Raw genomic sequence first — 24,630 nt, 5'->3', positions numbered from 1 at the left:
GATCGACCCCAGCCCGCAACTACCCCAGTCGCTCACGGTTGGTCTGGCTCGACCAGTGGCGGCGATAGGGCGCAACCACTATACGGGGTTCAGTCCAACTGCGCGTAATGACCGACTGGACGGAGAAGTACCGCCCGACGACGCTGTCTGCGGTCCGCGGCAACGACAAGGCCCGCGACGCGCTGCGGGAGTGGGCGGAGACGTGGTCCGAGCACCGCGAGCCGGTCGTCGTCCACGGGGCCCCCGGCGTCGGGAAGACGTCCGCCGCCCACGCGCTGGCGAACGATATGGGCTGGGGGATCGTCGAGTTGAACGCCTCCGACGAACGGACCGCCGACGAGATCGAGCGGTTCGCCGGGCGTGCCTCGCGGAACACGACGCTCGCGAGCGCGGCCAGCGGCGAGGAGGGCCGGCAGCTCATCGTGATGGACGAGGCCGACAACATCCACTACCAGTACGACCGCGGGGGCAAGCGCGCGGTCACGAGCCTGTTGAAGGAGGCGAACCAGCCGATCGTCCTGATCGCAAACGAGTACTACGATATGTCCCGGGGGCTCCGGAACGCTGCTCGGGAAATCGAGTTCCGTGACATCTCTCCACGGTCGATCGTCCCCGTCCTCCGAGACATTCTCCGAAAAGAGGGGATCGAGTTCGACGAGGAGGCCTTAGAGCGGATCGCCGAGGCGAACAGCGGCGACCTCCGGGCGGCCGTGAAAGACCTCCAGGCGACCGCCGAGGGGAAGTCCCACGTCACCCTCGAGGACGTGACGACCGGCTCGCGAAACCGGGCTGTCGGCCTCTTCGAGTTCCTCGACGCCGTACTCAAAGAGAAGCCCGCCGAGGAGGCGCTCCAGACCGCCTACGACGTCGACGAGACCCCCGACGACCTGCTCAAGTGGGTCGAAGACAAGGTCTCGTTAGTCTACGAGGGCGAGGAGCTCGCCCGCGCCTACGAGTTCCTCTCGAACGCGGACGTCTGGACCAGCCGGGTGTACACGACCGACTTCGACTACAGCTGGTGGCGCTACGCGACCGACAACATCGCCGGCGGCGTCGCGGCCGCGCGGGACCGCACCCGCGGCGGCTGGACCAGATACGGCGGCGCACCCTACCGCTCGACGCGAGATTCGACTCGCGACGAGGTAGTCCGCTCGATCGCCGAATCCGGCGGTTTCTCGATGGCGACCGCGCGGCTCGACGTCCTGCCGTTCCTCGCGGCGATGACGCATCACTGTAAACCCCGGGAACTGACCGTGGCGATGGCCGCGTGGTACGACCTCGACGAGGCCGCAGTCTCCTACATCACCGGGAGCGGGGAGACGACGAACAAGGTGCAGTCGATCGTTGAAGACGCCGCCGAGCTGCGCTCGAAAGCGGTCGAAGACCACGCCGGCGGCGCGTTCGTCGAACGCGAGGGCGGGGACGTCGCGGACGCGGGCGAAGGTGCAGCGGAGGCAGACCCCGACGAGAAGGGAACGGCGGACGACGACGGGGACAGCCAGCAGACGCTCGATGCGGACGTGCTGGATCGTGGGGAGTCCGAGGACGACCCTGGCGACGAATCTGCGGCGGACGCCGGGGAGCCGGAAGAAACGGAGCAGCCCGACGATCAGGCCGGGCTCTCCGACTTTATGTGATCACGGGGTCGGCAGTTGCCGGCGTGTTGCCACCGCTTCGAGCAGAGGAGCGGCGACTGCGACCGGCCCGGCCAGCAGCGCGCCGAACGCAGCCGCTTCGATGGAGCCAGTGAGCGTCAGACCGCTGAGCGCGCCGCCGACACCCCCGAGTGCGTAGCCGACAGTCGCATACCACAGCCCTCGGCGCCACGATGCCTCGCCGACGACCACCGTCAGCGCTGCGCCGACGGCGATGGGGATGCCTTCGGCAACAACTGCGACGACCAGTCCGCCGCCGACGACGGCGAGGGAGAATCTCACGAAGCCGACGGCCGCGCCGATCGGTGCGTCCTGCACACCGTCGATACCGGACGTCGAAACGAAGACGGCGAGGCCGACCAGGATCGCCGCGGTGTGGACACCGAACAGCGTCCAGAGGAGGGATTTGCGGGTCGCTCGCGCGACGAGCAGGCTTCCGCCCGCCAGGAGGGGCAGCGCGAGGAGTGTCACACCCACGGCGAGGAGGGCGACGAAACCGGCGCCGGGGACGTTGGTCACGGGCTGGTGTACACGGGGTGCCGATAAGTGTCTTATCCGCGAGCGGCCGTGAAACGGTACAGCAATCCGGATCAGTCACCACCGGGGACGCCGAGTGTGCCGGCGGACCGACTGCTCTCCCGCGCAGCGTACCACGCGAGTGCGACGAGCGCGAACGCGGTGAGGCTGCCGCCCAGCGAGACGTACTGTAGCGTCCCGCCGTACACGAGCCGTCCGGTGACGAGCAGGGAGACGACGACGAGCGCGGCCGTGCCGGCGAGGCGGCGGACGCGGGACGACGCTCCCACCCCATCCGGAGACGACGACCAGACGGTCGCAGTGAGGAGCGAGGCGTACGTCCCGAGCCCAAGCAGGTAGTACGCCGCCTGTACCGGCGGACCGAACGCGAGGAACGTATGCGGCGTCAGCACGACGAGGACGGGCAGCAGCAGGCCCGCCGCGCCGAGCGCCTTCGTGACCTGCCCCGTTGTCCCCGACGATCCGTAGCTCCACGCGGCCGCCAGCGCGACACCGGTGAAGATGATCGACGCCGTGCCGAAGTGCGCAAGCAGGATCAGCCACTGGTAGGTCGTCACCGTGAGCGCGCCGAGGATGATCTGCGAGGGAAGCAGGATCGTCGACACTGCGAGCGCGAGACGAACCCGGCGGTCGGCACCCTGCCGCCACGCCAGGATCGTCGTCCCGAGGACGACGAAGCCGGTGATCATCGCGACGAGTCGGTGGAACCACTCGACGAAGCTACTCCAGTTCGCCGGAAAGAGGCCGAGATAGCCGTCACAGAACGGCCAGCGGCCGGCGCAGGTCAGGCCGGCACCCGTCGCGGCGGTGTACACCCCGAGTACCATCAGGACGCCGGTGAGGGCGGCGGAGACACCGACGAACCGTCGGAGGCGCGTGTCCATATCCGCAACTCGGGAGCGGAGGCACTTGAATGGCTCTCTCGACGGCGATGGGAGCCTCGCGGCCACGCCGTGGGGGCCCCAATAGATGCGCCGCGGGGCTATCGGCACGTTTCATACTGATTACTCTCACTTTTTCCCGCCGAGCGCCGTCAACGGGGGTGGCGCCCGGCGGGAAGAGACGAGAGTAATCAGTATGAAGTCGCGGCGAGACGAGACTGAGGTATGAACGAGGAGGAGATCGACAGATGAGCGACGAGACGACTCCGGGCCCGCGGTCCGACGAGTCAGTAGCCGATTTCGCCGAGCAGCAACTCGATCACCGACGCGAGCGGCTGTCGGCCTTCCTCGACAGCGAGGGCCTCGACGCCGTCTGGTTCGGCCGCCCGAACTCCTTCGCGTGGCTCACCGGCGGCAGCAACGTCGTCGACCGCGATGCCGACGTCGGCGTCGCAGCCGCCGGCTACACCCGCGAGGACGGCTTCGTCGCCGTCACCGACAACATCGAGGCCGAGCGCCTCGCTACCGAGGAGTTATCCGACCCCTTCGACATCGTCTCCGTTCCGTGGTACGAGTCGTCCCTTCGCGGGGCCGTCGCGGAGGCGACTCCCGGCGCCGGCGCCGCGGATTTCGACGTTCCCGGACTGGCAGCCATCGATGCGAGCCGGCTCCGTCGTCCCCTGTCGGCGACCGACGTCGACCGATATCGGACGCTGGGCCGGGAGGTCGCAGCCGCGATCGAGCGAGTCGCGCGGGAACTCCGGCCCGAGGATACCGAACGCGAGGTGGCCGCGGGTCTGCGTATCGCGCTCGCGACCCGGGGTATCGAGGCGCCGGTCGCACTCGTCGGCGGCAGCGAGCGCGCCCGCACCTACCGGCATTTCACGCCCACGACGGCCGAACTCGGCGAGTACGCGCTGCTGTCCGTGACTGCCGAACGAGGCGGGCTCTACGCGAGTGCGACGCGGACAGTCGCGTTCGAGGACGCCCCTGCGTGGCTCACCGAGCGCCACGAGACAGCGATGCGCGTGGAAGCCACCGCAATCGGCGCCACGGTGCGGGCAGCAGGCGTCGGAGCGAGGGGGCAAACGACCGACAGCGGAACGGCTGAGGGGGGCGAAAGGGCCGCAGACGAAACGACCACTGGGACCCAAACGACTGGTGGCGGAACAGCCGGAGACGTTTTTGCTGCGATCAGCGAGGCCTACGGAACGCTCGGCGAACCCGGCGAGTGGCGGAATCACCACCAGGGCGGCGCAACCGGGTTCGCCGGTCGAGAGTGGTTTGCGATGCCCGAAAGCGACGAACCGGTGGAGACGCCGCTCGGCTACGCGTACAATCCGACGGTCCGGGGCACCAAATCGGAAGACACCGTCCTCGTCACCGACGCGGGCGCCGAAGTGCTGACGACCACGGGTCAGTGGCCGACGCGCTCGGTGGCGTCGGTGGCCGACGAGGAGTTCAGCATCGAGAGACACACGGTATACACCCCGGCCGAGGAGTGACTGGCTGGCGGCCGCGCACAGATCGCCGGACGGCAGCCGGAGCTTGTTATTCGTTGTCTGTCGAAACGGCGTTCGACAGGTAGCTTTTTTTGTGCCGATGTCCTCGCCGCCGCTATGGGACTAGACGACGACGCGCGAGAGTATCACCGCGAGGAGCCAGCGGGGAAGATCGAGATCTCGACGACGAAGCCGACGAACACCCAGCGGGACCTCTCTTTGGCGTACTCGCCGGGCGTCGCCGCGCCGTGTCGAGACATCGACGCCGATCCCGACCGGGCCTACGAGTACACGGCCAAGGGCAACCTCGTCGGCGTTGTCTCGAACGGCAGCGCGGTGCTCGGTCTCGGCGATATCGGCGCGCAGGCGTCGAAGCCGGTGATGGAAGGCAAGGGCGTGCTGTTCAAGCGCTTCGCCGACATCGACGTGTTCGACGTCGAACTCGACCTCGAGGACCCCGACGCCATCGTCGAGACCGTCCGCGCGATGGAGCCGACGTTCGGCGGCATCAACCTCGAAGACATCAAAGCCCCCGAGTGCTTCGAGGTGGAGTCGCGGCTGCGTGAGGAGGTCGACATCCCGGTCTTCCACGACGACCAGCACGGCACCGCGATCATCTCCGGCGCGGCAATGCTGAACGCCACCGACGTCGTCGGCAAGGACCTCTCGGACCTCCGGGTCGTCTTCTCCGGTGCGGGCGCCTCCGCGATCGCGACGGCGCGCTTCTATACCACCCTCGGTGTCCGGAAAGAAAACATCGTGATGTGTGACTCCTCGGGCGTCATCGGCACCGACCGCGAGGAGGTCAACGAGTTCAAAGCCGAGTTCGCCTCCGACATCGAGGCCGACACGCTCGCGGAGGCGCTGGAGGGCGCGGACGTGTTCGTCGGCCTCTCTGTCGGCGGGATCGTCTCACAGGAGATGGTCGCCTCGATGGCGGAGAACCCGATCGTCTTCGCGATGGCGAACCCCGACCCAGAGATCAAATACGAGGACGCGAAGGCCGCCCGCGACGACACGGTGATTATGGCGACGGGCCGCTCGGACTACCCGAACCAGGTGAACAACGTCCTCGGGTTCCCGTTCATCTTCCGCGGCGCGCTCGACGTCCGCGCGACCGAGATCAACGAGGAGATGAAACGCGCGGCCGCGAAAGCGCTTGCGGACCTCGCTCGGCAGGACGTCCCGGACGCCGTGGTGAAGGCCTACGGTGAGCAGCCGCTGCAGTTCGGCCCCGACTACGTGATTCCGAAGCCGCTCGATCCGCGGGTGCTATTCGAGGTCGCCCCTGCTGTGGCGAAGGCGGCGATGGAATCCGGCTGCGCCCGCAGCGAGGTCGATCTCGACGCCTACGAGGAGCGCCTGGAGGCGCGGCTGGGCAAGTCCCGCGAGATGATGCGCGTCGTCCTCAACAAGGCCAAATCCGACCCCAAGCGCGTCGCGCTCGCGGAGGGCGGCGACGAGAAGATGATCCGCGCGGCCTACCAGATGCAAGAGCAGGGGATCGCCGAACCGGTCCTCATCGGTGACACCAACTCGATCACCGGCACGGCGTCGGATCTCGGGCTTGACTTCGAGCCGGAGGTCGTCGACCCGCGAAGCGGCGACTGGGACCGGTACGCCGACCGCCTCTACGAACTGCGACAGCGTGAGGGTGTCACGAAGCGCGAGGCCCACGAGCGGATCCGCGGGAACAGCAACTACTTCGCCAGCGTGATGGTCGAGGAGGGCGACGCCGACGCGATGCTCACGGGGTTGACCCACCACTATCCCTCGGCGCTCCGCCCGCCGCTGCAGATCATCGGCACCGCGCCCGACGCCGACTACGTCGCCGGGGTGTACATGCTGACGTTCAAAAACCGGGTCATCTTCGCCGCCGACACGACCGTCAACCTCGATCCCGACGCGGAGGTGCTCGCGGAGATCACCAAACACACCGCCGACCTCGCCCGGCGGTTCAACGTCGAACCGCGCGCCGCGATGCTGTCGTACTCGAACTTCGGCAGCGTCGAGAACGGCCGGACCAGGAAGGTCCGTGACGCCGTCTCGCTCCTCCACGACGACGCCGAGGTCGACTTCGCCGTCGACGGCGAGATGCAGGCCGACACCGCCGTCGTCGAGGACATTCTCCGCGGGACCTACGAGTTCTCCCAGCTGGAAGAGCCCGCGAACGTCTTGGTCTTCCCGAACCTCGAAGCCGGGAACATCGGCTACAAGCTCCTCCAGCGGCTCGGCGGCGCCGAAGCGATCGGTCCGATGCTCGTCGGGATGAACAAGCCCGTCCACGTCCTCCAGCGGGGCGACGAGGTGAAAGACATCGTCAACCTCGCGGGCGTCGCTGTCGTCGACGCACAGGAGTAGCGAGTTCGGCGGACCGCCGGCCGAGAACAGCCATTCAAAAGTGAGCGTAATCAGTTTCAGCGGCGGTTCAATGTGGATTTCCGGGATCACACGCCGCGACTGGCCCAGTTCTGTAGTGGATCGGTCTCCCAGCGCCTGCAAGATGTAAGGCCTGGGATCGCGTGTGAGATGTAAGGCCTGGGATCGCGTGTGAGATGTAAGGCGTGGGACCGCGTGTGAGATATAAGCGCGGGACCGACACGAGACGAAAATCGGTCTGCGATCGCTGCTATTTGATCAGTGCGAGAGCGTGTGCAGAGCAACTCGGCAGTTGCGTGCGGCTTCCTCGGTTCCGGTGCCGCCCGGAAGACCGGGTCGTGACAGTTACTTCCGTGGCCCGACGAAACCCTCGTAACCGAACGACGTCCCGTTGCCGGCGTCGGTTCCCTGACTCACAGGGTCGACAACGGTATCCCCGGTTCGCCGCGCAGGAACCAGGATATCGGGGTGAATCCGGAGCTCGCCCTCGACGACCCGCGCGTAGATCACCACGCCAAGGAAGCCGAGGAAGCCGGCAGCGACGCCGAGCAGGCCCGCTTCCGGACCGAAGGCGCCGCCGGTCCAGAGCGCCGGACCGGTCACGTCCACTGCGAGGACGCGAGCCGGGACCACGATCCCACTCACGGGGTGGCCGAACAGCACGCCCAGCGCGATGTTCCAGGCGGCGTGGAAGCCGACTGCGAAGCCCAGTCGACCGGTCAGGACGTAACTCGCAGCGACCGTCAGAGCGATGAAGCCGATCACTGCCACGGAGACGACCGACGCGCCCTCGTTCGCCAGGTGGATGGTACCAAACAGGAGACTGGAGAGCAGGACGGCCACGCCAGTAGCCACGACTACCCCCCGCCCGGCGAGCCCCTCGGCAACGTTCGTCAGGACGACCCCCCGAACGACGAGCTCCTCGTAGAACCCGACGACTGCGAACAGGACCACCGAGGCGACCAGCAGGGCCACGAATCCGCCGGGGCCAGCGACGGCGGTATCGACGACGACGGCCCAGCCGGCAGCGAGCTCGACCCCCAGAACGGCGGTCTGCACAGCGACTGCCAGCGTGACACCGGCAAGCAGGTCACGCCACCACGCCTGACCGCCCCGGAAGCCGTAGTCCGCCAGGGACCGCCGATCGATAGTCCGGGCGACGATCGCGACGCCGACGACCGCGCCCAGCGCGAGGCCCACCGTCGTCAGGACGAGATAGTACGCCGGCGAAATCGACGGCCACAGCACGGCTGCGAGAATATCAGCGAGGACCGATCCGACAACGGCCAACAGCGCGATCAGGACGAACCCGACAACGAGGCGGACTGGCGCACGAGGTCGAGCTTCCGTAGTATTCCAGAAGTATGTACGTAATCCCATAACGTGTTAATCGACGTACATCAACGTAAAGACATACTGTCGTGAGATAGCTCTTAGCGCCCGTCCGTGACCTCAGCGCTCGATCCGGTCGGGCGTCGGGGTCGCTTTCAAACAGACGTGAGAGAGGAGCTTCTGCAACTGATTCCGCATCTACTCGCACGACAGCGTGCGATGGTGTAAGTGAGGACTTGCAAACGCTACTCTAGCCGCCGATCGACGGGCTTCGACTCGATCGGAAAGCTTGCTTGCAATCGAACCAGGCGCTTGGGTCGGGCCGTGTTCATCGCTGTGAAGTGTCAAACTGTATTTATGGTGTCATCACACGTCTATAGCCCCCGTAGAACTCCTCGAAGTTCCTCAGCAGACTATGACTCAAACCATCGAACCCACCATCGCTACGGAACCTACCGTCACCCGATCGGGACGCGGACGCACCTTCGCGGTCTCCGTTGGCCTGCTCGTGCTCGCAATCGTCGCCCAGATGGTCGTCACCATCCCCGCCGCGATGGGCTACCTCGCGCTCGGCGGGTCACTCACATCGCCTGTCGCGTTCGTCGTCCTCGCTGTCCTCGGCCAGATCGTCTTCCTCGCAGTCGGCTACCTGTTCGTTACCCGTCGGCTCGGTAGCGTCAGGGCCACGGTTCCTGCTGTTGGACACTTCGGTCTCGTCGCCATCGGATCGGCGCTGATCCTCGCAGTGACCCTCGGCGGCACGGCGGCACTGGCCGCGGTCGGCCTCGCTGCGCCCGACGACGCGATGCTCGTCGTCGCGGAGTCCCAGCCGTGGGTCCTGCTTGTCTTCGCCGCGCTGTCGCTCGTGTTGATCGGTCCCGCCGAGGAACTGTTCTTCCGCGGGGCAGTCCAGGGGAACCTTCGGACGGCCTTCGGCCCCGTCACTGCTATCGGGTTGACCAGCCTGTTGTTCGGGGCAGTCCACGTCACGGGGTTCCTCTCCGCCGGCGTCGCCCTCTCGGCGGCCGTCGTGGGAAGCCTCTCGCTGAATGTCCTCAGTGCCGTCATCTTCGGCGCACTCTACGAGCGGTCGGGGAACCTCACCATCCCCGCCATTGTCCACGGCCTGACAAACGCCGTCGGACTGACCGTCGTCTACCTGACGCTCTGATCCGTCACATCGTTCGGTGTTGACTGTCATACGTCAGCGAGCTGATTTTCCCAAAAACGCCCACCATCTATCGCCGACGACTGATAACGACTGTTGTAGTCACTTACCGGTGCTCCCCGCCAACGGGGGTGGCGCTTGGCGGTAAACAGTGAGAGTAATCAGAATCAGTCGCTCGCCCGACCCTCGTACCGCGACGGCGGCGGGTACTGCGGATCGCTCGACTCGGAAGCGTCAGCCACCGGATCGGCGTCCCCGTCTACGATAGGTTCGGGGACCACACAGCGGTCGGGGCCCTGGTTCACGTGGGCGTAGTCCCGCGGCGTGTTCGCCAGCGGGTGGGCGGGGTTCTCCCGGCCGTCGATGCGTGCGGCCCGCAGTTCCGCGAAGCGCGCGATGCGGGCGCGGATGCCGCGCCAGTGGGACTCGCTGCCCGGCGGGATCCGTCCGCCATCGCCCGGTCGCCAGCCGCCGTCGCCGCCGCTCGCGGCCAGCACCTCGCCGTTGACCGCCCCCGCGAGTTCGTCGTGATCGACGAGGACGCCGACGCGCGCGTGGTCGGGGCTGTGCGCCGCCAGCACGTCGAGGCCGAGGTGCAGCGCCCGATACTCCGCGACGTTGTTGTTCGGCGCTGTGTCGGGAACGGACACGCGCGTTACGCGCGTCCCGTCGCCCGTTTCGATGACCGCTCCCAGTCCGCCCCCGTCGCGGCGATACGACCCGTCCGTTGCGACGTAGAAGTGTCGGTGGTGTGTTCGCGGCGGGTGCGCGATGTGGGGCGTCGGGGAGTCGTCGAACAGGTCACGGAGCGTCTGCCGGCCGTGAGCGGCCATACACTCGCTTGCGACTGGGGGTTCTTAAATATATCCTCGGTAACGGGGCGACAGCGTCGACGGCTGACGACCGAACAGTCGACAGTATTAGACACCGAGGCCCCGAAGACCGGACTATGACTCCGATCGAGACTCTGACCGCCCGCGATCTGATGACGACCGACGTCGAGACGGTCGCCCCCGACGACGACGTGAGCGAGGTGCTCGGCCGACTCGCCCGCGCGGAGTTCAACGGCTTCCCCGTCGTCGACGAGACCGACGCGGTCGTCGGGATCGTGACCCAGACCGACCTCGTCGACCTGTTTCAGACCCGTGATCGGACCCTGTGGATCCCCGTCGGCTTCCCGCCGTTCCTCGAAACGCTCACCTACGCCGTCGACGTCTCGTGGGACGACCTCGATCTGGGGATCGACCTCCTGCGGAACACCAACAAGCCGATCCGCTCGGTGATGACCGAGGACGTCGTGACCGTCGCCCCCGACACCCCGCTCGACGAGATCCTCGACCTCCTGGCCGACGACGAGCGGGACATCAACCGCCTGCCGGTGATCGAAGACGGGCGGCTCGCCGGGCTCGTCGCGCGGCAGGACGTCATCCGAGCGATCCGCGACGAGCGACGGGCCGCCGGGGGCGACGCCAGATAAATCGGGTCGTGACCGGCGACGACTCGGAAGGGCCGCGTGAGCGGCGGCGACTCGGAGAACGTGACAGCCGACGACCCGGGAGGGGCGTCGTGAGCGACCGCGCGACGATGTCGGCGATCCGCGTGATCCAGAGTGCCGCCCCTCGCGGAACGAAACGTTGAGGGCGGCCGCCGCCACAGTTCCGCTGTGACCCGGTATCGGAACCTGCTCCTGTTCGTCCTCCTCGCGGCCGCGTGGGGCTCGGCGTTCATGGCCATCAAGGCCGGCCTCGCGTACATCCCGCCGGTGCTCTTCGCGGCGCTCCGCTACGACGTCGCCGGACTCTTGATGTTCCTGTACGCGTTCTACGCGACGGATCGCCCCATCCCGAGCGGTCGAGCACAGTGGACCGTCGTCGCGGTCGGCGCGACGCTGATCATCGCCGGCTATCACTCGCTGCTTTTCATCGGCGAAACCGATCCGGCGGTCACCTCCGCGGCGGCGGCCGTCATCGTGAGCCTCAGTCCGGTCCTGACGACCGGCTTCGCGCGGCTGTTCCTCCCCGACGAGCGGCTGACGATCGTCGGGATCGCGGGACTGCTGCTCGGCCTCGTCGGCGTCGTGATCCTCTCGAACCCCGACCCCGACAACCTGCTTGCCGGCGGTGCCGTCGCGAAGCTACTGATCTTCGGCGCCGCCACGGCGTTCGCGCTCGGCTCTGTGCTGACCCGGCGGATCGACGCGGATCTCCCGATCGAGACGATGGAGGCGTGGTCGATGATGGGTGGTGCGCTCATTATGCACGGGATCAGCCTCGGACTCGGCGAGTCACCGGCCGAGGCCGTCTGGAACCTCGAATCGCTGGCGGCGCTCGCGTACCTCGCGTTGGTTGCCAGCGCCCTGGGCTTCCTGATCTACTTCGACCTGCTGGATCGACTCGGCCCCATCCAGATCAATCTCGTCTCCTACGTCGCGCCGGTCTTCGCGGCGCTCGCCGGGTGGGTCGTCCTCACCGAGGTGCCGACAGTGTACACCGTCGTCGGTTTCCTCGTCATCTTCGTCGGCTTCGTGCTGGTGAAGCGGCGGGCTGTCCGGGCGGAGCTCCCCAGAATCAGGCGGCTCATCCTCCGGTCGTAGGTGACACTGCCGTACTGAATGTGGCCCGCGAAGGGAGGAGGCCGGTGATGCTGGTCTCACTCCTGGCCGTCGTCCGTCCGCCGGATTGGGAAACGGAGCGGGAACCGAGTCACAGCAGTAGAGCAAGCGTCTCGGGGAGCGATAGCTGTCGATCGCCAGGAGTGTCGTGGTCGCGGCACAGGAGACGTTGGCTGGTACTTTTCTCTCCTCTGATATGATAAAAGATTGGGGATAATATTAAATCATTTAGTTTAGAATTGTAACAGGAGGATGAGTACTGACGACCCGCCAACCCAATCGGAGCACAGTAGCCACGACCACCACGACCACCACGAAGTCGAGGGCCCCGGCTATGCGACCCCCGCTGCGATGCGGACCGAGGGCGGACGGGAGAAGACCGCATACGTGATGGCACCCCGAGTCGGAATGGCGAACGACGGCCCGGACTTCGTCGGCGTCGTCGACCTCGATCCGGAGTCAGACACGTATAGCGAACTCATCGACACGATCGAGATGCCGAACAAGGGCGACGAACTCCACCACTTCGGCTGGAACGCCTGTTCGTCGTCGTGCCACGCCGAAGGGCTGTCCCGCCAGTACCTCGTCGTCCCCGGACAGCGCTCCTCGCGCATCCACATCATCGACGCGGAGGACCCGCGCAACCCCGAGATGGTGAAGGTCATCGAACCCGAGGAGCTCTTCGAGTACGACCTCTCGGCACCCCACACTGTCCACTGTGTCCCCGGCGGCAAGATCGTCATCAGTATGCTCGGCGACGCCGACGGCGAACTCCCCGGCGGCTTCCTGCAGCTCGATCAGGAGGACTTCAGCATCGACGGTCGCTGGGAGGCCGACCCCGGCGGGATGGAGATGAACTACGACTACTGGTATCAGCCGCGCCACGACGTCCTCATCTCGAGCGAGTGGGCCGCACCGAACACCTACTATCCGGGATTCGACCTCGACGACGTCGAGGATGGCAAATACGGGGACAGCATCCACGTCTGGTCCTGGGAGGACCGCGAACACATCCAGACCCTGGAGTTCGGCGAACAGGGCCGGATCCCGCTGGAAGTCCGGATGAGCCACAACCCCGAGGAGACACAGGGCTACGTCGGCGCGGCACTGTCCTCGAACATCATCCGCTTCTACGAGCGGGACGACGGCACCTGGGACTGGGACGTCGTAATCGACGAGGACCCCCGCGAACACGAAGACTGGGATATGCCCGTGCCGCCGCTGATCACGGATATCCTCCTTTCGCTCGACGACCAGTACCTCTTCTACTCGAACTGGCTCCACGGCGACGTCCGGATGTACGACGTGAGCGACTCGGCGAACCCCCGGCTCGTCGATCAGCTCTGGGTCGGCGGGCTGTTCGGCGATCGACAGGAGGTGCAGGGGACCGAGGTCCGCGGCGCACCGCAGATGCTCCAGCTCTCGCGTGACGGACGGCGGCTCTACTGGACGACGTCGCTTTTCTCCTCGTGGGACAATCAGTTCTACCCGGACATCGCCGAGGAAGGCTCGCTGATGCTGAAGGCGGACGTCTACCCCGAGGAGGGACGGATGGAACTGGACGAGGAGTTCCTTGTCGACTTCGGTGACGCACCCGGCGGACCGGCGCGCGCCCACGAGATCCGCTGGCCCGGTGGCGACTGCACCAGCGACGTCTGGCAGTAGATGGTCGCCGACGACGAGGGAACGCACGCCGTCGAACTCTGCTGGTCGGACGGGCGGACCGAGACGGTCCGCGTCGGGAGCGACGAGACCGTCGTCGACGCCGCCGAAGCTGCCGAGATAGCCCTCCCGTACGGCTGTCTGTACGGGGCCTGCGGGACCTGCATCGCCGAACTGCTCGACGGCGAGATGACACACCGGCGTTCGCCGCGAGCCCTGAAAGACCGGACGCTCGAAGCGGGGTACGTCCTGCCCTGTATCGCAACGCCGGAAACGGACTGTCGGCTCCGCATCGGCCACGACATCCAAGCTGAAGTCGTCGGCACACCCTGGAAATGAGCTGCACGCTCTGTGACCTCCCGACGCCGAACCAGCCCGTCACCGCCCCCGACCTAGAGGGCGAGTACTGCTGTCAGGGGTGTCTGGAGGTCGCACGAACGGTCGAGGATCCCACTGCGGCCGGATGCGACTCCGGGGAGTCATACTGATTACTCTCGTCTCGTTCCGCCGAGCGCCACCCCCGTTGACGGCGCTCGGCGGTAAACAGTGAGAGTACTCAGTATCAGTCAGCCACAGCCCGGGCGATACCGAGGGCTAGCCGGCGTATTCTCGGTCTCAGGGACAGACTCAATCCGAGGGTGGAGGCCGTTCTCACCCGCAACGGCGTCGATGTTTTGCCCGCTTTGCAGACGGTAGGATCCGTCCCTGCCGCACCGTACTTCCCCGGCGCTGTCTCCCTATGCAACGCCACAGGGGAAACGGGAGATAGATCAGAGATCGATGTCTTTGGTCTGGAACGCGCCCTCGTCGACCTCGGGATCGTACTCCTCGATCGCCGTGAGGACCATCTCCAGGGTCGCTTCCGGGCTCCAGCGTGCGGTGTTGACCGAGAGGTCGTAGAAGGACTGGTCGGTGACGTCGATGCCGTAGTACGAGCGGTACCGGCCCGCCTCGCTGACCTCGCGGACCCGCATCTCGGCCTCCATCTCGTCGCGATCCCGGGTCCGATCGACGCGAACCTCCTCGGGGGCGTCGAGCCAGATCCGGAAATCGGCGCGGTTGCCGGCAAGCCAGCCGGCGAGTCGCGATTCGAGGATGAACGCCTTGTTCGACGAGCCCCACTTCTCGGCGATCGTCCGGAGGCGACGGTCGAGCGCGCGGTCGATCTCGTCTGTCTCGTCGGTCTTCGCGATGAGCTGTGAGAGCGACATATCCCGATCCTCGGCGAGTTCGCGGAAGATGTCGCCGCCGGAGACGTAGCCGCAGTCGAGCGCGGCCGACAGCCCGTCACAGAGGGTCGTCGCGCCGCAGCCCGGCGGTCCCGAGACGGTGATAAAGAGATTGCTGTCGACCGACCGCGCTGTCGGGACGTGGTCGTCTGTCATATGTGTTGGGAGTCGCGCCCGGATACTAAAAGCCGTGTGACCGAGGACCGCTGTGTCGCCCGCGAACAGCCCCCTCGCTTGCGAACATTTCACGAACCGGTCGCGAACCGGCCGCGTTCGATTGCAACCGTCAGACGTTACGGGTCGGACCGCGTGAGGTCCTGTATGACCGACGACGCCGAAACGGGACCCGACCGCGAGAGCGATTACGAACGCGAACTGGAACGGAAGCGCGAAGAGAAGGACGACTTCTTCGGGTCGCACCCGCAGTCGCCGGTGCCACCGGAGGAACGCGACGACTTCGACGGGCTGTCGTACTTCGCTCCCGCGCCCGAGTACCGAATCGAGACCGTCGCCGACGTCCACGACGACCCCGAACCGGTGCCGATGGCGACGACCGCGGACGGCGAGGTTCGCTACGTCCGCATCGTCACCTTCCGGTTCGACCTCGGCGGCAAGACGTACGAACTCCACGGGTACAGACAGCGTCCCGACGACGAAGAGGAGCCGATCTTCGTCCCGTTCCGCGACAAGACCACGGGCCAGGAGAGCTACCGGGGCGGGCGCTACCTCGAACTCCACCCCGAGGGCGACCTGACCGACGGCGAGACGGTCGTCGTCGACTTCAACCTCGCGTACACGCCGTTCTGTGCGTACAGCGAGGCCTTCGAGTGCCCGCTGCCGCCGGAAGAAAACTGGCTTGAGACCGCGATTCCGGCGGGCGAACGCGACCCACCGGTGTCGGGGTCGCAGTAGCGCTCGACGCCTACAAGCGCATCGCCACTGGGCGGCGCGCAGTCGTAGCCGACAGAGAGCGACCGGACGGCTGTCGCCGACCGGGGACCTCGACCGGGGGCGAAAGGCGTTTGATCCGCACGGACCACCCTCGGGTATGGACCCGCGAATCCGCGAACACGCACGGACCGTCGTCGACCACTCGACCGGGATCGAGTCCGGAGACGACGTCGTGATCAGCGCGCCGTCAGCGGCGTCGGATCTGGTCGTCGCGCTCCACGAGGAGTGCGCCGACCGGGGCGCCCATCCGGTCTCGCTTTCCAGCGACGCCCGCGCGAAGCGGGCCTTTCTCCGGAACCACGACGGCGACTTCGAGACGCCCGAGCATCTGCTCGCGATGTACGAGGAGATGGACGCCTACGTCGCCGTCCGCGGCGACGTCAACGCTTCCGAGACAGCCGACGTCGATCCCGAGACGAACGCCGCCTATCGGCGGGCGATGGAGCCCGTCCTCCAGGAACGGCTCTCGAAGACCTGGAGCCTCACCCAGTATCCCACCTCAGGCAACGCCCAGCTCGCGGGGATGAGCACGGACGCCTACGAGAACTTCGTGTGGGACGCCGTGAGCCTCGACTGGGACGCCCAGCGCGAGCACCAAGAACAGATGGTCGAGATCTTAGACGACGCCGACGAGGTCCGCATCAAATCCGGCGAGGAGACTGACGTGCGGATGCGCCTTTCGGGCAACGAGACGCTCAACGACTACGGCGAGGCGAACCTCCCCGGCGGCGAGGTGTTCACCGCGCCGGTGAAGGAGTCCGTCGAGGGCGAGGTCCACTTCGATATGCCGCTGTACCGACAGGGGCGGGAGATCGAGGACGTCCGAGTCCGCTTCGCGGACGGCCGCGTCGAGTCCTACAGCGCCGGCCGCAACGAGGACGTCCTGGACGGGATCTTCGAGACCGACGAGGGCGCCCGCTACCTCGGCGAACTCGGGATCGGGATGAACCGCGAGATCGACCGGTTCACGTACAATATGCTGTTCGACGAGAAGATGGGCGACACCGTCCACATGGCCGTCGGCTCGGCGTATCCCGAGACCGTCGGCGAGGAAAACGAGCGCAACGAGAGCGCCGAACACGTCGATATGATCGTCGATATGAGCGAAGAGTCCGTCATCGAGGTCGACGGCGAGGTCGTCCAGCGCAACGGGACGTTCCGGTTCGAAGAGGGCTTCGAGTCGGCCTGATACCGATTACGCTCGTCTCTTCCCGCCGATCGCCGTCACCGGGGGTGGCGCTCAGCGGGAAAAAATGAGAGTAATCAGTACGGATCAGCGGCGCCGTCTCCGGCTTCGTCGACACGTACTTACATAACCGGGCAGGGAGTACTCCGGAAAGCAAATGGAACTCTCCCCGTCGCCGACATCTCTCATCCGGCGACTCTCCCGGCTTCCCCTCTTTCCGCGGCTGTTGTTCGCCGGCGGAAGCGCGCTGCTTTTGGCCGCGGTCGCGAAGGTCGCCGTCGCGCTCGTCGGCGGCGGGGACGTCCCTGTCGCCCTCCTGGAGTTCGTCTTTGTCGGGACGCCCGGCGTCGCACTCGCGTACACCGGGCTTCGGCTGCCGGAGTCTGAGATCCACCAGGAGCAGTATCCGCGAGTCCTCGGGTGGGTGCTCGGCGGGGTCCTGCTGATGTACGGGTTCATCCTCCTGCGTGCCCTCCACCCGGCAGTAGCCGTCCAGTGGTCGATCGGAACGCAGGTGATCGCGGTGACGATCGGCTCTCTCGGCGGGCTTGCGGTTGGCATCCAGGAGACGAAAGCCAACACGCGACGGGAGCAACTCCGGGCGCGGACTGAGGAACTCAAAGAGCGGGAGGCGGAGCTCGAGCGGAAAAACGAGGAGTTAGAGCGGTTCGCGAGCGTGCTTTCACACGATCTCCGGAACCCGCTGAGCGTCGCACAGGGGAATCTGGGGCTGGCACGGGAGGACGCAGACAGCGAGCGCCTGAAAACGGTCGCCGACGCCCACGAGCGGATGGCGACCCTGATCGAGGATCTCCTCACGCTCACCCGACAGGGCGACGCCATCCGCGATATGGAGTCGGTCGAACTCGGGGCGCTGGCGACGGCCTGCTGGGAGAACGTCGCGACCGCCGAGGCGACGCTGTCGGTGGAGACAGCCGACACGATCCGTGCCGACCGGGACCGGCTGCAACAGCTCCTCGAGAACCTCTTCCGGAACGCTGTGGAGCACGGCGGCGAGGACGTGATCATTACTATCGGGACGGTCGGCGGCGGCTTCTACGTCGCCGACGACGGGCCCGGGATTCCGCCGGAAGACCGCGATCGCGTCTTCGAGAACGGCTACTCGACGGCGCGGCAGGGGACCGGCCTCGGCCTCTCGATCGTCCGTCAGGTCGCTGCCGCCCACAGCTGGGAGATCGACGTCACGGAAAGCGAGGGCGGCGGCGCGCGGTTCGAGTTCAGCGGCGTCGAGTTCGCGTAGATGACCGCCTGCGGCGGTCCCCCAACTGCGCGGTCACTCCCACGAGAGCCCGACACTGTTTTCGGGGGCTGCGAGCGGACTGGTCGGCAGCCCACCCGCCACCTCCGGGTCGTTGTAACCGCCGGGGGCGACGTCGTTGGGGCCGTCCGGATAGAACAGCGACGCGAGCAGTTGGATGTGGTCACGACCGACACCGAGTTCGAACTGGCCGCCGCCGTACAGCGTGACGTCGTGTGCCGCCGCCCACTCGATCGTCGCGAACAGCGACCGGACGGTGCCGAACCGCGACGGCTTGATGTTCAGCCACGCGGGCTCGAACGGCCGTGCTTCGACCGACTCGACGCCGGTGATCGGGTAGTCCCACGACACCTGCCCCTCCGCGCCGTCGAACAGCGGTCGCGTCTCCGGTGTCAGCGCGGGATCCTCGAAGACCGCCTCGGGGAACGTCGACAGGAGGCGCCGGTAGAGACCGGGATCCGGGTCGGTGTCGACCTCTGTGCCCTCGTAGAGCCCCTTCAGATCGAGTATCCGAACCGCCTCGGTCGCCGCGACCGCGTCGACGACGTCGTCGGTCCACGCCGGCGTCGGATCGAGTTTGAACTCGGCGTCGGGGTAGGCATCGAGGATCGACTCGATCCGGTCTGTCGTCGGCGGGTCCCCGAGCCGCGTCGAGACGACAAAGCGGACGGACGAGGGCTCTCTGTCGAGCACGTCGGCGAGCGACTGGTCGTTCTGTCGCAGGGCGAGATCAAGCGCCGCCGACTCGATCGCCCACCGGCGGTACGGGCGTGCGGTCTCCCGCTCCGGTGGCTTCGTCGGGAAGAGATCGACGTCGGCGAGGTGGGCCGAAAAGGAGGCGAACGTGTACTCGCCAGTGAGATCGAGCGACGGTGCGTCCGCGAGCGCGTCGTGATCCTCGGTGTCGTAGGTGACGTCCTCGCCGCGACCGGTCTCGCCGGCCCCCGAGAGGTGGAAGGTGGTGGTCGTCCGGACGAAGTCGCTGGAGGTGTCGCGGTCGCGCCGCGTCCGCTCGGTCGAGTCGATCACGAGCGGGAGATCGGCGACGGCGTCGAAGAGTTGGCTCATCGGTCACAGGTAGGCGCGACGCGGGGAAAAGCGTGGTCGGTCGGCGCGGCATCGGACCGGGCAAACGCCGTCGCACCCTTCTCATACTGATTACTCTCACTGTTTCCCGCCGAGCGTCACCCACGTTGGCGGCGCTCGACGGGAAGAGACGAGAGTAATCAGTATCAGGCGCACCACGCTTCCACCTTCTTCACGCGAGTCGCGAGCGCGAAGAATGTCGCGAGGAAGGTGAGGACCACGGCTCCGGCGGCCGCGAGCTGCAACACGGTCGAGCCGCCAACCACCGCGCTATCTGCGAGCGGCAGGGCCGTGTGGTGGGGGTCGCCGACGATCGGAACGAAGTAGTCCACGATGTCGTTGAGGCCGTACCACGCGAGGGCGACGGCGACCGCACGGACCGGGAGGTCCGCGAACCGATGGATGACGAAGGCCTCGACGACCATCGCGAGGTGGCTGAAAAAGAGGAACACGTAGAGCGGGAACCACGTCGTCTCCAGGAAGGCGTCGGCGAAGACCGCCAGGACGTACGGCGTCCACAGCCCGAGCTTCCAGCAGCCGAAGAAGGCCAGCGCCGCGAGATACTCGTTCGTCCGCCCGAGCTTCCAGCTAGCGAAGGCCAGAGCGATGAACAGCGTCGCCATCGGGCTGTCGGGGACAAAGGGCCACATCACGACCGGTTCGGCCGCGAACTGCCAGGTGACGAGCGGATCCGAGAGCGGCAGCGGGTGAAAGCCGTAGTACCAGAAGCCGAAAGCGGTCCCGAGAAGGTTTATCGCGACGACGACCCACGCGAACCGGAGGCCGACGTTTTCGAGCCACGTCGGGAGCGGCGCGAGCCATCGCGGGAGGCCATCGGATTCGGGGAGCCCGTCGCCGGCGACCAACCGACGCAGCCTGGATCGTGACGTGCGAGACGATGCCATACTGGAGGCTCGGATTCCGGCGAAAAATGGGTGCCGGTTCCGGGTTGGAGCAGCGGGTGAATTCGCTCTCGGACGAGGCCATCTCGACGACCAGACCGCGGACGAAATCCGGGTCCTCGCGGGCGGGACTAAACTGTTTAAGTGCGTCCAACCCCAACCAAATTGTATGTCTGAGGAGACTGATCTGTCCGAACTCCGCCGCGGGACCGAACTCGTCAAGCGCGGGTTCGCACAGATGCAGAAGGGCGGCGTCATTATGGACGTCGTCGACGCCGAACAGGCACGGATTGCCGAAGAAGCCGGTGCGGTCGCGGTGATGGCGCTCGAAGCCGTCCCCGCAGATATCCGGAAGCGCGGCGGCGTCGCGCGGATGGCCGACCCGGCCGACGTCACGGAGATCGTCGAGTCCGTCTCGATTCCGGTGATGGGCAAATCCCGGATCGGCCACACGAAGGAGGCGCAGATCCTGCAGTCGGTCGGCGTCGATATGATCGACGAGAGCGAAGTGCTCACGCCCGCGGATGACAAATACCACATCGACAAGCGCGACTTCACGGCGCCGTTCGTCTGCGGCGCGCGCAACCTCGGGGAGGCGCTCCGCCGGATCGACGAGGGCGCGGCGATGATCCGCACCAAGGGCGAGGCCGGCACCGGCGACGTGAACCAGGCCGTCCACCACCAGCGCAACATCAAAGGGTCGATCCGCGAAATCCAGGGCAAGACCCACGAGGAGCGCGAGGCGTGGGCCCGCGAACACGAAGCGCCCGCGGACCTCGTTCACGAGACCGCCGAGATGGGTCGGCTGCCGGTCGTGAACTTCGCCGCTGGCGGCATCGCCACCCCGGCTGACGCGGCGCTGATGATGCACCACGGCTGCGACGGCATCTTCGTCGGCTCCGGGATCTTCGGCGCGGAGAACCCCCCGGCGATGGGCGAGGCCATCGTCGAGGCCGTGAACAACTGGGACAACCCCGACGTGCTCGCGGATATCGCCTCGAACCTCGGCAAGGGAATGAAAGGCGAATCCAACGCCAGCCTCCCCGAAGAGGAGAAGATCCAGGGCCGCGGCGTCTGAGTGGGCTGACGGCTTTCTCTGCTGTTTTTAGCGAGTGCTCGCGGGCCGTTTTCGGCACATCGATGAGTCCAATCAGTACAGCGTCGCGCCCGCGCTCACCCGCGTCTGGTACGCGCGGGACTCGACGCCGGCCTGAGCGAAAGCGTCAACCATCGCGGCGGCGACGTGGCGGCGGTCGGCCTCCCGACACGGCGCGATGATCGCCGGGCCCGCCCCCGAGACCGTGACGCCCGTCGCGCCGGCTTCGAGTGCAGCCTCGTGGACGGCGTCGTAGCCGGTGATGAGTTCCGCCCGGGCGGGCGTGACGACCCGCTCGTCCATCCCTGCGCCGACGAGTTCCGGGTCGTCGCGACACATCCCGACCGCAAGCGTCGCCGCGGAGCCGACGGTGTGGACGACGTCCTCCATCGAGGCCGATTCGGGAACGACGCCGCGGGCGTCGCGAGTCGAGACGGCGATTTCCGGCAGGCAGGCCACGAGCGGAATCGAGGCGTCGACGGCCGTGACGGCGTCGCCGCGGGCGACGGTGAAGCCCCCGAGGAGCGCAGGGGCGACGTTGTCGGCGTGCGCTTCCCCGGAGACGACGGCCTCCCCCTCGGCCGCGATGGGAACGAGTTCCTCCCGCGAGAGCCCCCGGTCGTAGAGCGCGTTCAGTGCGAGCGCCGCCGCGGCGGAACTGGCCGCCGAGGAGCCGAGTCCCGACGAGGGACGGACGCCCTTGTCGATCCGGATGTGGGCCGGCGCGTCCAGCGCCTCGGCGACGGCGCCGACGACGTTCTTCTCGGGATCCTCGGGGATGTACTGGCTGCCGACGCCGGTCATCTCGATCGTCGTCCGGTCGGCCTTCTCGACGCGGACGACGTCCGTGGGGCGGTCGAGGGCGACGCCGAAGACGTCGAACCCGCTTCCGAGATTCGCGCTCGTCGCGGGGGCCCTGACCGTCTGCATACGCGTTCGGTTGCCCAACTGCGAATAAAAAGGTAGCGAACGACGGAACCACAGCGGACGGGCCGTAGCCGAACGGAAAGCACTTTCCGGACTGCGGAGTAGTGAGGGTATGATCGGCGTCGTCGGCGGCGGGATCGCGGGACTCGCGGCAGCCTATCGGCTGCAGGAGCGTGGGCACGACGTACAGGTGTTCGAGGCCAGCGGCGACATCGGCGGCCTCGCGGCCACCTACGGGACGGCCGGCGACGACATCGAGAAGTTCTACCACCACCTCTCGAAGTCCGAGGAGACCATCGTCGAACTCGCCGGGGATCTCGGCCTCGGCGACCGGATCGAGTGGCGGGTCGGCACCAACGGCTACTACGTCGACGGCGTCGTCCACCCGCTCGATACGCCCTGGGAGATCCTCGCGTACCCGCACATGAGCCTCTACGACAAGTTCCGGCTGGGGATGCTCACTCTCGGCGTCGACGTCCGCGGCGGGATCCCGGACTTCGACGCCTACGACGACCTCGCGGCCTACGAGGACGTCACAGTCCGGGAGTTCGTCGAGGAACACACCACCACGAGCGTCTACGAGAACTTCGTCGATCCGCTGCTCGACGGGAAGTACGGGGATCGGAAGGACGAGATCTCCGCGGCGTGGTTCCTCGGCCGGGTGCGGTTCCGGGGCGAGCGGGATCCCCTCCGTGGTGAGATCCTCGGCTACTTCGACGGCGGATTCGGCGCCCTGCTCGACGCGCTCGTCGACGCCGTCGGCCGGGAGAACATCACGACGAACGCGCCGGTGACCGACCTCACGGTGGAGGACGGGCAGGTGCAGTCGCTGACGGTAGATCACGGCGAACCGCAGGAATCCGGCGAACCGCAGGAATCCGGCGAACCGCAGGCGTCCGGCGAGACGACCCACGACGTCGACGCCGCCGTCGTCGCGGCGATGCCGAACGTCTTAGAGTCGCTGACGGGCTACGCCTGCGAGATCGACTTCCAGGGCGCAGTCTGTGGGCTCGCCACCCTGGAGGAGTCGCTGTTGAACACCTACTGGCTGAACGTCGCCCACGACGCCCCGTTCGGCGCACTCATCGAGCACACGAACTTCGTCGAGCGGGAGCGCTACGGCGGCGACCACCTGCTGTACGTCGCCGCGTACGTCCAGGACAGCGAGGAGGACCTGTGGCAGATGGACGACGACGAAGTTCGGGAGGCGTGGCTGGCCGAGATCGAATCGATGTTCCCCGACTTCGATCGATCCGCGGTCTCGGAGTTCCGAATCGCCCGCAACCCCCGGGCCGCGCCGATCTACGAGCGCGGCTACCTGGATCTGGTTGTGCCGTACCACCTCGATGCGGAGGTCGGCGAGGGCGTCTACTACGCTGGGATGGCTTCGGCGGCGCAGTACCCGGAGCGGTCGCTCAACGGCGGCATTCTCGCGGGCTACGAGGTCGCCGATCGGATCGACGCGGCGCTGGGAGACGGGAGACAGTCGGATTCCGCGGGCGACGCAGCGCCGGAAGCGGGGTTCGATTTCAGCGGGGCCGACGGCGTCGAAAACGAATAGCTGGCAGGCCGAGCGACTTACGCCTCGGTCTCGTCGGTATCGTCGACCTCGGCGTCGACGTCCTGGAGTCCGGGCGCGACCTCGACGTCGACGTCGTCTGGTTCGTCCTGTCCGCCGACGCGGAGTTCGCCGTCCTCGCCCTCCACGTAAACGTCGTCGGCGAAGCCGCCCTCCGCGTGGGGATGCGCTGGCTCGTCGAGCCGTTCCGGTGTCGACGGCGCGTCAGGGATCTCCCGCGTCCGGAAGTCACCGAGCGGATTCGCGATATCGATGTTGTACCGCTCGAAGAACGACTCGTAGCGCTCGTAGTGCGGTTCCAGTTCCGAGGCGGGGAACTCCATCATCTCGGTCCAGCCGTGGTTGTAGAAGTCGAAGTTGGCCAGGATGTGGGTGATCTCGCGGGCCTCGGCCTCCGTGAAACCTTCTTCGAGCGCTTGCACGTACGTGTCGAACGTGCACTCGAAGAACGCCTCCATATGGGGCTCCCGCTCCTCGCGGCGGTCGTCGTCGGCCCGGTCGCCGAACACGCGGACGTGCAGGTCGACGAGTTTCTCCGTCGCGATGTCGCCGACGACCGGCATCGTCAGCGCCTTCTTCGCCGCGAAGTGGCGGATGTTCTGGTGGATTTTCATTGCACCCACTTGGGACCCGTCGAACTTGAATGACACGCGTCGACTGGGCTGAGC

Annotated in this window: 23 protein-coding genes; 14 read left to right on the top strand and 9 right to left on the bottom strand. The window is 66.8% G+C overall.

All coding sequences use genetic code 11. From position 1 onward, the window contains the following. Positions 1–107: 107 nt before the first annotated feature. Positions 108–1,637, top strand: coding sequence for a replication factor C large subunit (locus tag RJT48_RS11900; protein WP_311172505.1), 1,530 nt, complete (start codon positions 108–110; stop codon positions 1,635–1,637). Here RJT48_RS11900 and RJT48_RS11895 read toward each other — a convergent pair whose 3' ends face one another. Then, the gene (locus RJT48_RS11895; RefSeq protein WP_311172504.1) at positions 1,638–2,174 is read right to left on the bottom strand and encodes a hypothetical protein; all 537 of its coding nucleotides are present in this window, start codon (positions 2,172–2,174) and stop codon (positions 1,638–1,640) included. Between the two features lie 71 nt (positions 2,175–2,245). Next, the gene (locus RJT48_RS11890; RefSeq protein ID WP_311172503.1) at positions 2,246–3,076 is read right to left on the bottom strand and encodes a COX15/CtaA family protein; all 831 of its coding nucleotides are present in this window, start codon (positions 3,074–3,076) and stop codon (positions 2,246–2,248) included. A gap of 245 nt (positions 3,077–3,321) precedes the next feature. On the opposite strand from RJT48_RS11890, the gene RJT48_RS11885 reads away from it, so the two are divergent. Next, complete coding sequence (locus RJT48_RS11885) at positions 3,322–4,578, top strand: M24 family metallopeptidase (RefSeq protein ID WP_311172502.1); 1,257 nt, start codon at positions 3,322–3,324, stop codon at positions 4,576–4,578. A gap of 114 nt (positions 4,579–4,692) precedes the next feature. Next, positions 4,693–6,936 carry an NADP-dependent malic enzyme gene (locus tag RJT48_RS11880; protein ID WP_311172501.1) on the top strand — a complete coding sequence of 748 codons (2,244 nt, stop codon included), beginning with the start codon at positions 4,693–4,695 and terminating at the stop codon, positions 6,934–6,936. 363 nt (positions 6,937–7,299) lie between these two features. On the opposite strand, the gene RJT48_RS11875 is transcribed toward RJT48_RS11880, so the two are convergent. Beyond that, complete coding sequence (locus RJT48_RS11875; RefSeq protein ID WP_311172500.1) at positions 7,300–8,334, bottom strand: CPBP family intramembrane glutamic endopeptidase; 1,035 nt, start codon at positions 8,332–8,334, stop codon at positions 7,300–7,302. Between the two features lie 367 nt (positions 8,335–8,701). On the opposite strand from RJT48_RS11875, the gene RJT48_RS11870 reads away from it, so the two are divergent. Further along, positions 8,702–9,457, top strand: coding sequence for a CPBP family glutamic-type intramembrane protease (locus RJT48_RS11870; protein WP_311172499.1), 756 nt, complete (start codon positions 8,702–8,704; stop codon positions 9,455–9,457). A gap of 164 nt (positions 9,458–9,621) precedes the next feature. Here the strand turns inward: RJT48_RS11870 and RJT48_RS11865 are convergent, their stop codons facing one another. Then, a complete protein-coding gene (locus RJT48_RS11865; RefSeq protein ID WP_311172498.1) occupies positions 9,622–10,287 on the bottom strand; it encodes a reverse transcriptase-like protein in 666 nt (221 codons plus the stop codon). Positions 10,288–10,403: 116 nt separating this feature from the next. On the opposite strand from RJT48_RS11865, the gene RJT48_RS11860 reads away from it, so the two are divergent. The 5 genes from RJT48_RS11860 (at position 10,404) to RJT48_RS11840 (ending at position 14,215) form a co-directional block, all read left to right on the top strand. Next, positions 10,404–10,931: a CBS domain-containing protein gene (locus RJT48_RS11860; RefSeq protein ID WP_311172497.1), complete on the top strand. Its 528-nt coding sequence runs from the start codon at positions 10,404–10,406 to the stop codon at positions 10,929–10,931. 186 nt (positions 10,932–11,117) lie between these two features. Next, the gene (locus tag RJT48_RS11855) at positions 11,118–12,047 is read left to right on the top strand and encodes a DMT family transporter (protein WP_311172496.1); all 930 of its coding nucleotides are present in this window, start codon (positions 11,118–11,120) and stop codon (positions 12,045–12,047) included. A gap of 270 nt (positions 12,048–12,317) precedes the next feature. Next, a complete protein-coding gene (locus tag RJT48_RS11850) occupies positions 12,318–13,730 on the top strand; it encodes a selenium-binding protein SBP56-related protein (RefSeq protein WP_311172495.1) in 1,413 nt (470 codons plus the stop codon). Continuing rightward, positions 13,731–14,066 (top strand): 2Fe-2S iron-sulfur cluster-binding protein, encoded by a 336-nt coding sequence (locus RJT48_RS11845; protein WP_311172494.1) that lies wholly within the window; start codon positions 13,731–13,733, stop codon positions 14,064–14,066. Then, a complete protein-coding gene (locus RJT48_RS11840; RefSeq protein ID WP_311172493.1) occupies positions 14,063–14,215 on the top strand; it encodes a hypothetical protein in 153 nt (50 codons plus the stop codon). Before RJT48_RS11845 ends, RJT48_RS11840 begins: the two co-directional genes overlap by 4 nt. Positions 14,216–14,497: 282 nt before the next feature. Here RJT48_RS11840 and cmk read toward each other — a convergent pair whose 3' ends face one another. Continuing rightward, complete coding sequence (cmk, locus tag RJT48_RS11835; RefSeq protein WP_311172492.1) at positions 14,498–15,112, bottom strand: (d)CMP kinase; 615 nt, start codon at positions 15,110–15,112, stop codon at positions 14,498–14,500. A 165-nt stretch (positions 15,113–15,277) separates the two neighbouring features. Here cmk and RJT48_RS11830 point away from each other — a divergent pair, with 165 nt between their 5' ends. The 3 genes from RJT48_RS11830 to RJT48_RS11820 all read left to right on the top strand — a co-directional run bounded on the left by RJT48_RS11830 (position 15,278) and on the right by RJT48_RS11820 (position 18,354). Continuing rightward, positions 15,278–15,868, top strand: a complete 591-nt coding sequence (locus RJT48_RS11830; protein WP_311172491.1) for a DUF1684 domain-containing protein — start codon at positions 15,278–15,280, stop codon at positions 15,866–15,868. Between the two features lie 136 nt (positions 15,869–16,004). Continuing rightward, positions 16,005–17,096: an aminopeptidase gene (locus RJT48_RS11825; RefSeq protein ID WP_311172490.1), complete on the top strand. Its 1,092-nt coding sequence runs from the start codon at positions 16,005–16,007 to the stop codon at positions 17,094–17,096. A gap of 154 nt (positions 17,097–17,250) precedes the next feature. Then, positions 17,251–18,354, top strand: coding sequence for a sensor histidine kinase (locus tag RJT48_RS11820; RefSeq protein WP_311172489.1), 1,104 nt, complete (start codon positions 17,251–17,253; stop codon positions 18,352–18,354). A gap of 33 nt (positions 18,355–18,387) precedes the next feature. On the opposite strand, the gene RJT48_RS11815 is transcribed toward RJT48_RS11820, so the two are convergent. Together RJT48_RS11815 and RJT48_RS11810 are read right to left on the bottom strand one after the other, a co-directional pair. Then, complete coding sequence (locus RJT48_RS11815) at positions 18,388–19,440, bottom strand: enolase-like domain-containing protein (protein ID WP_311172488.1); 1,053 nt, start codon at positions 19,438–19,440, stop codon at positions 18,388–18,390. Between the two features lie 164 nt (positions 19,441–19,604). Further along, positions 19,605–20,363 (bottom strand): DUF1405 domain-containing protein, encoded by a 759-nt coding sequence (locus tag RJT48_RS11810; RefSeq protein WP_311172487.1) that lies wholly within the window; start codon positions 20,361–20,363, stop codon positions 19,605–19,607. A 166-nt stretch (positions 20,364–20,529) separates the two neighbouring features. Between RJT48_RS11810 and pdxS the strand changes: the two genes are divergently transcribed. Continuing rightward, positions 20,530–21,438: a pyridoxal 5'-phosphate synthase lyase subunit PdxS gene (gene pdxS, locus RJT48_RS11805; protein WP_311172486.1), complete on the top strand. Its 909-nt coding sequence runs from the start codon at positions 20,530–20,532 to the stop codon at positions 21,436–21,438. A gap of 72 nt (positions 21,439–21,510) precedes the next feature. Here pdxS and RJT48_RS11800 read toward each other — a convergent pair whose 3' ends face one another. After that, the gene (locus RJT48_RS11800; RefSeq protein ID WP_311172485.1) at positions 21,511–22,386 is read right to left on the bottom strand and encodes a homoserine kinase; all 876 of its coding nucleotides are present in this window, start codon (positions 22,384–22,386) and stop codon (positions 21,511–21,513) included. 109 nt (positions 22,387–22,495) lie between these two features. On the opposite strand from RJT48_RS11800, the gene RJT48_RS11795 reads away from it, so the two are divergent. Beyond that, positions 22,496–23,944: an NAD(P)/FAD-dependent oxidoreductase gene (locus RJT48_RS11795; protein ID WP_311172484.1), complete on the top strand. Its 1,449-nt coding sequence runs from the start codon at positions 22,496–22,498 to the stop codon at positions 23,942–23,944. 17 nt (positions 23,945–23,961) lie between these two features. Here RJT48_RS11795 and RJT48_RS11790 read toward each other — a convergent pair whose 3' ends face one another. Beyond that, positions 23,962–24,576: a DUF6149 family protein gene (locus RJT48_RS11790; protein ID WP_311172483.1), complete on the bottom strand. Its 615-nt coding sequence runs from the start codon at positions 24,574–24,576 to the stop codon at positions 23,962–23,964. Positions 24,577–24,630 lie beyond the last annotated feature (54 nt).

Source organism: Halobellus ordinarius, assembly GCF_031823395.1.
GTDB classification, from domain to species: Archaea; Halobacteriota; Halobacteria; order Halobacteriales; family Haloferacaceae; genus Haloquadratum; species Haloquadratum ordinarius.
This window is presented reverse-complemented; position numbering and strand designations above follow the sequence as displayed.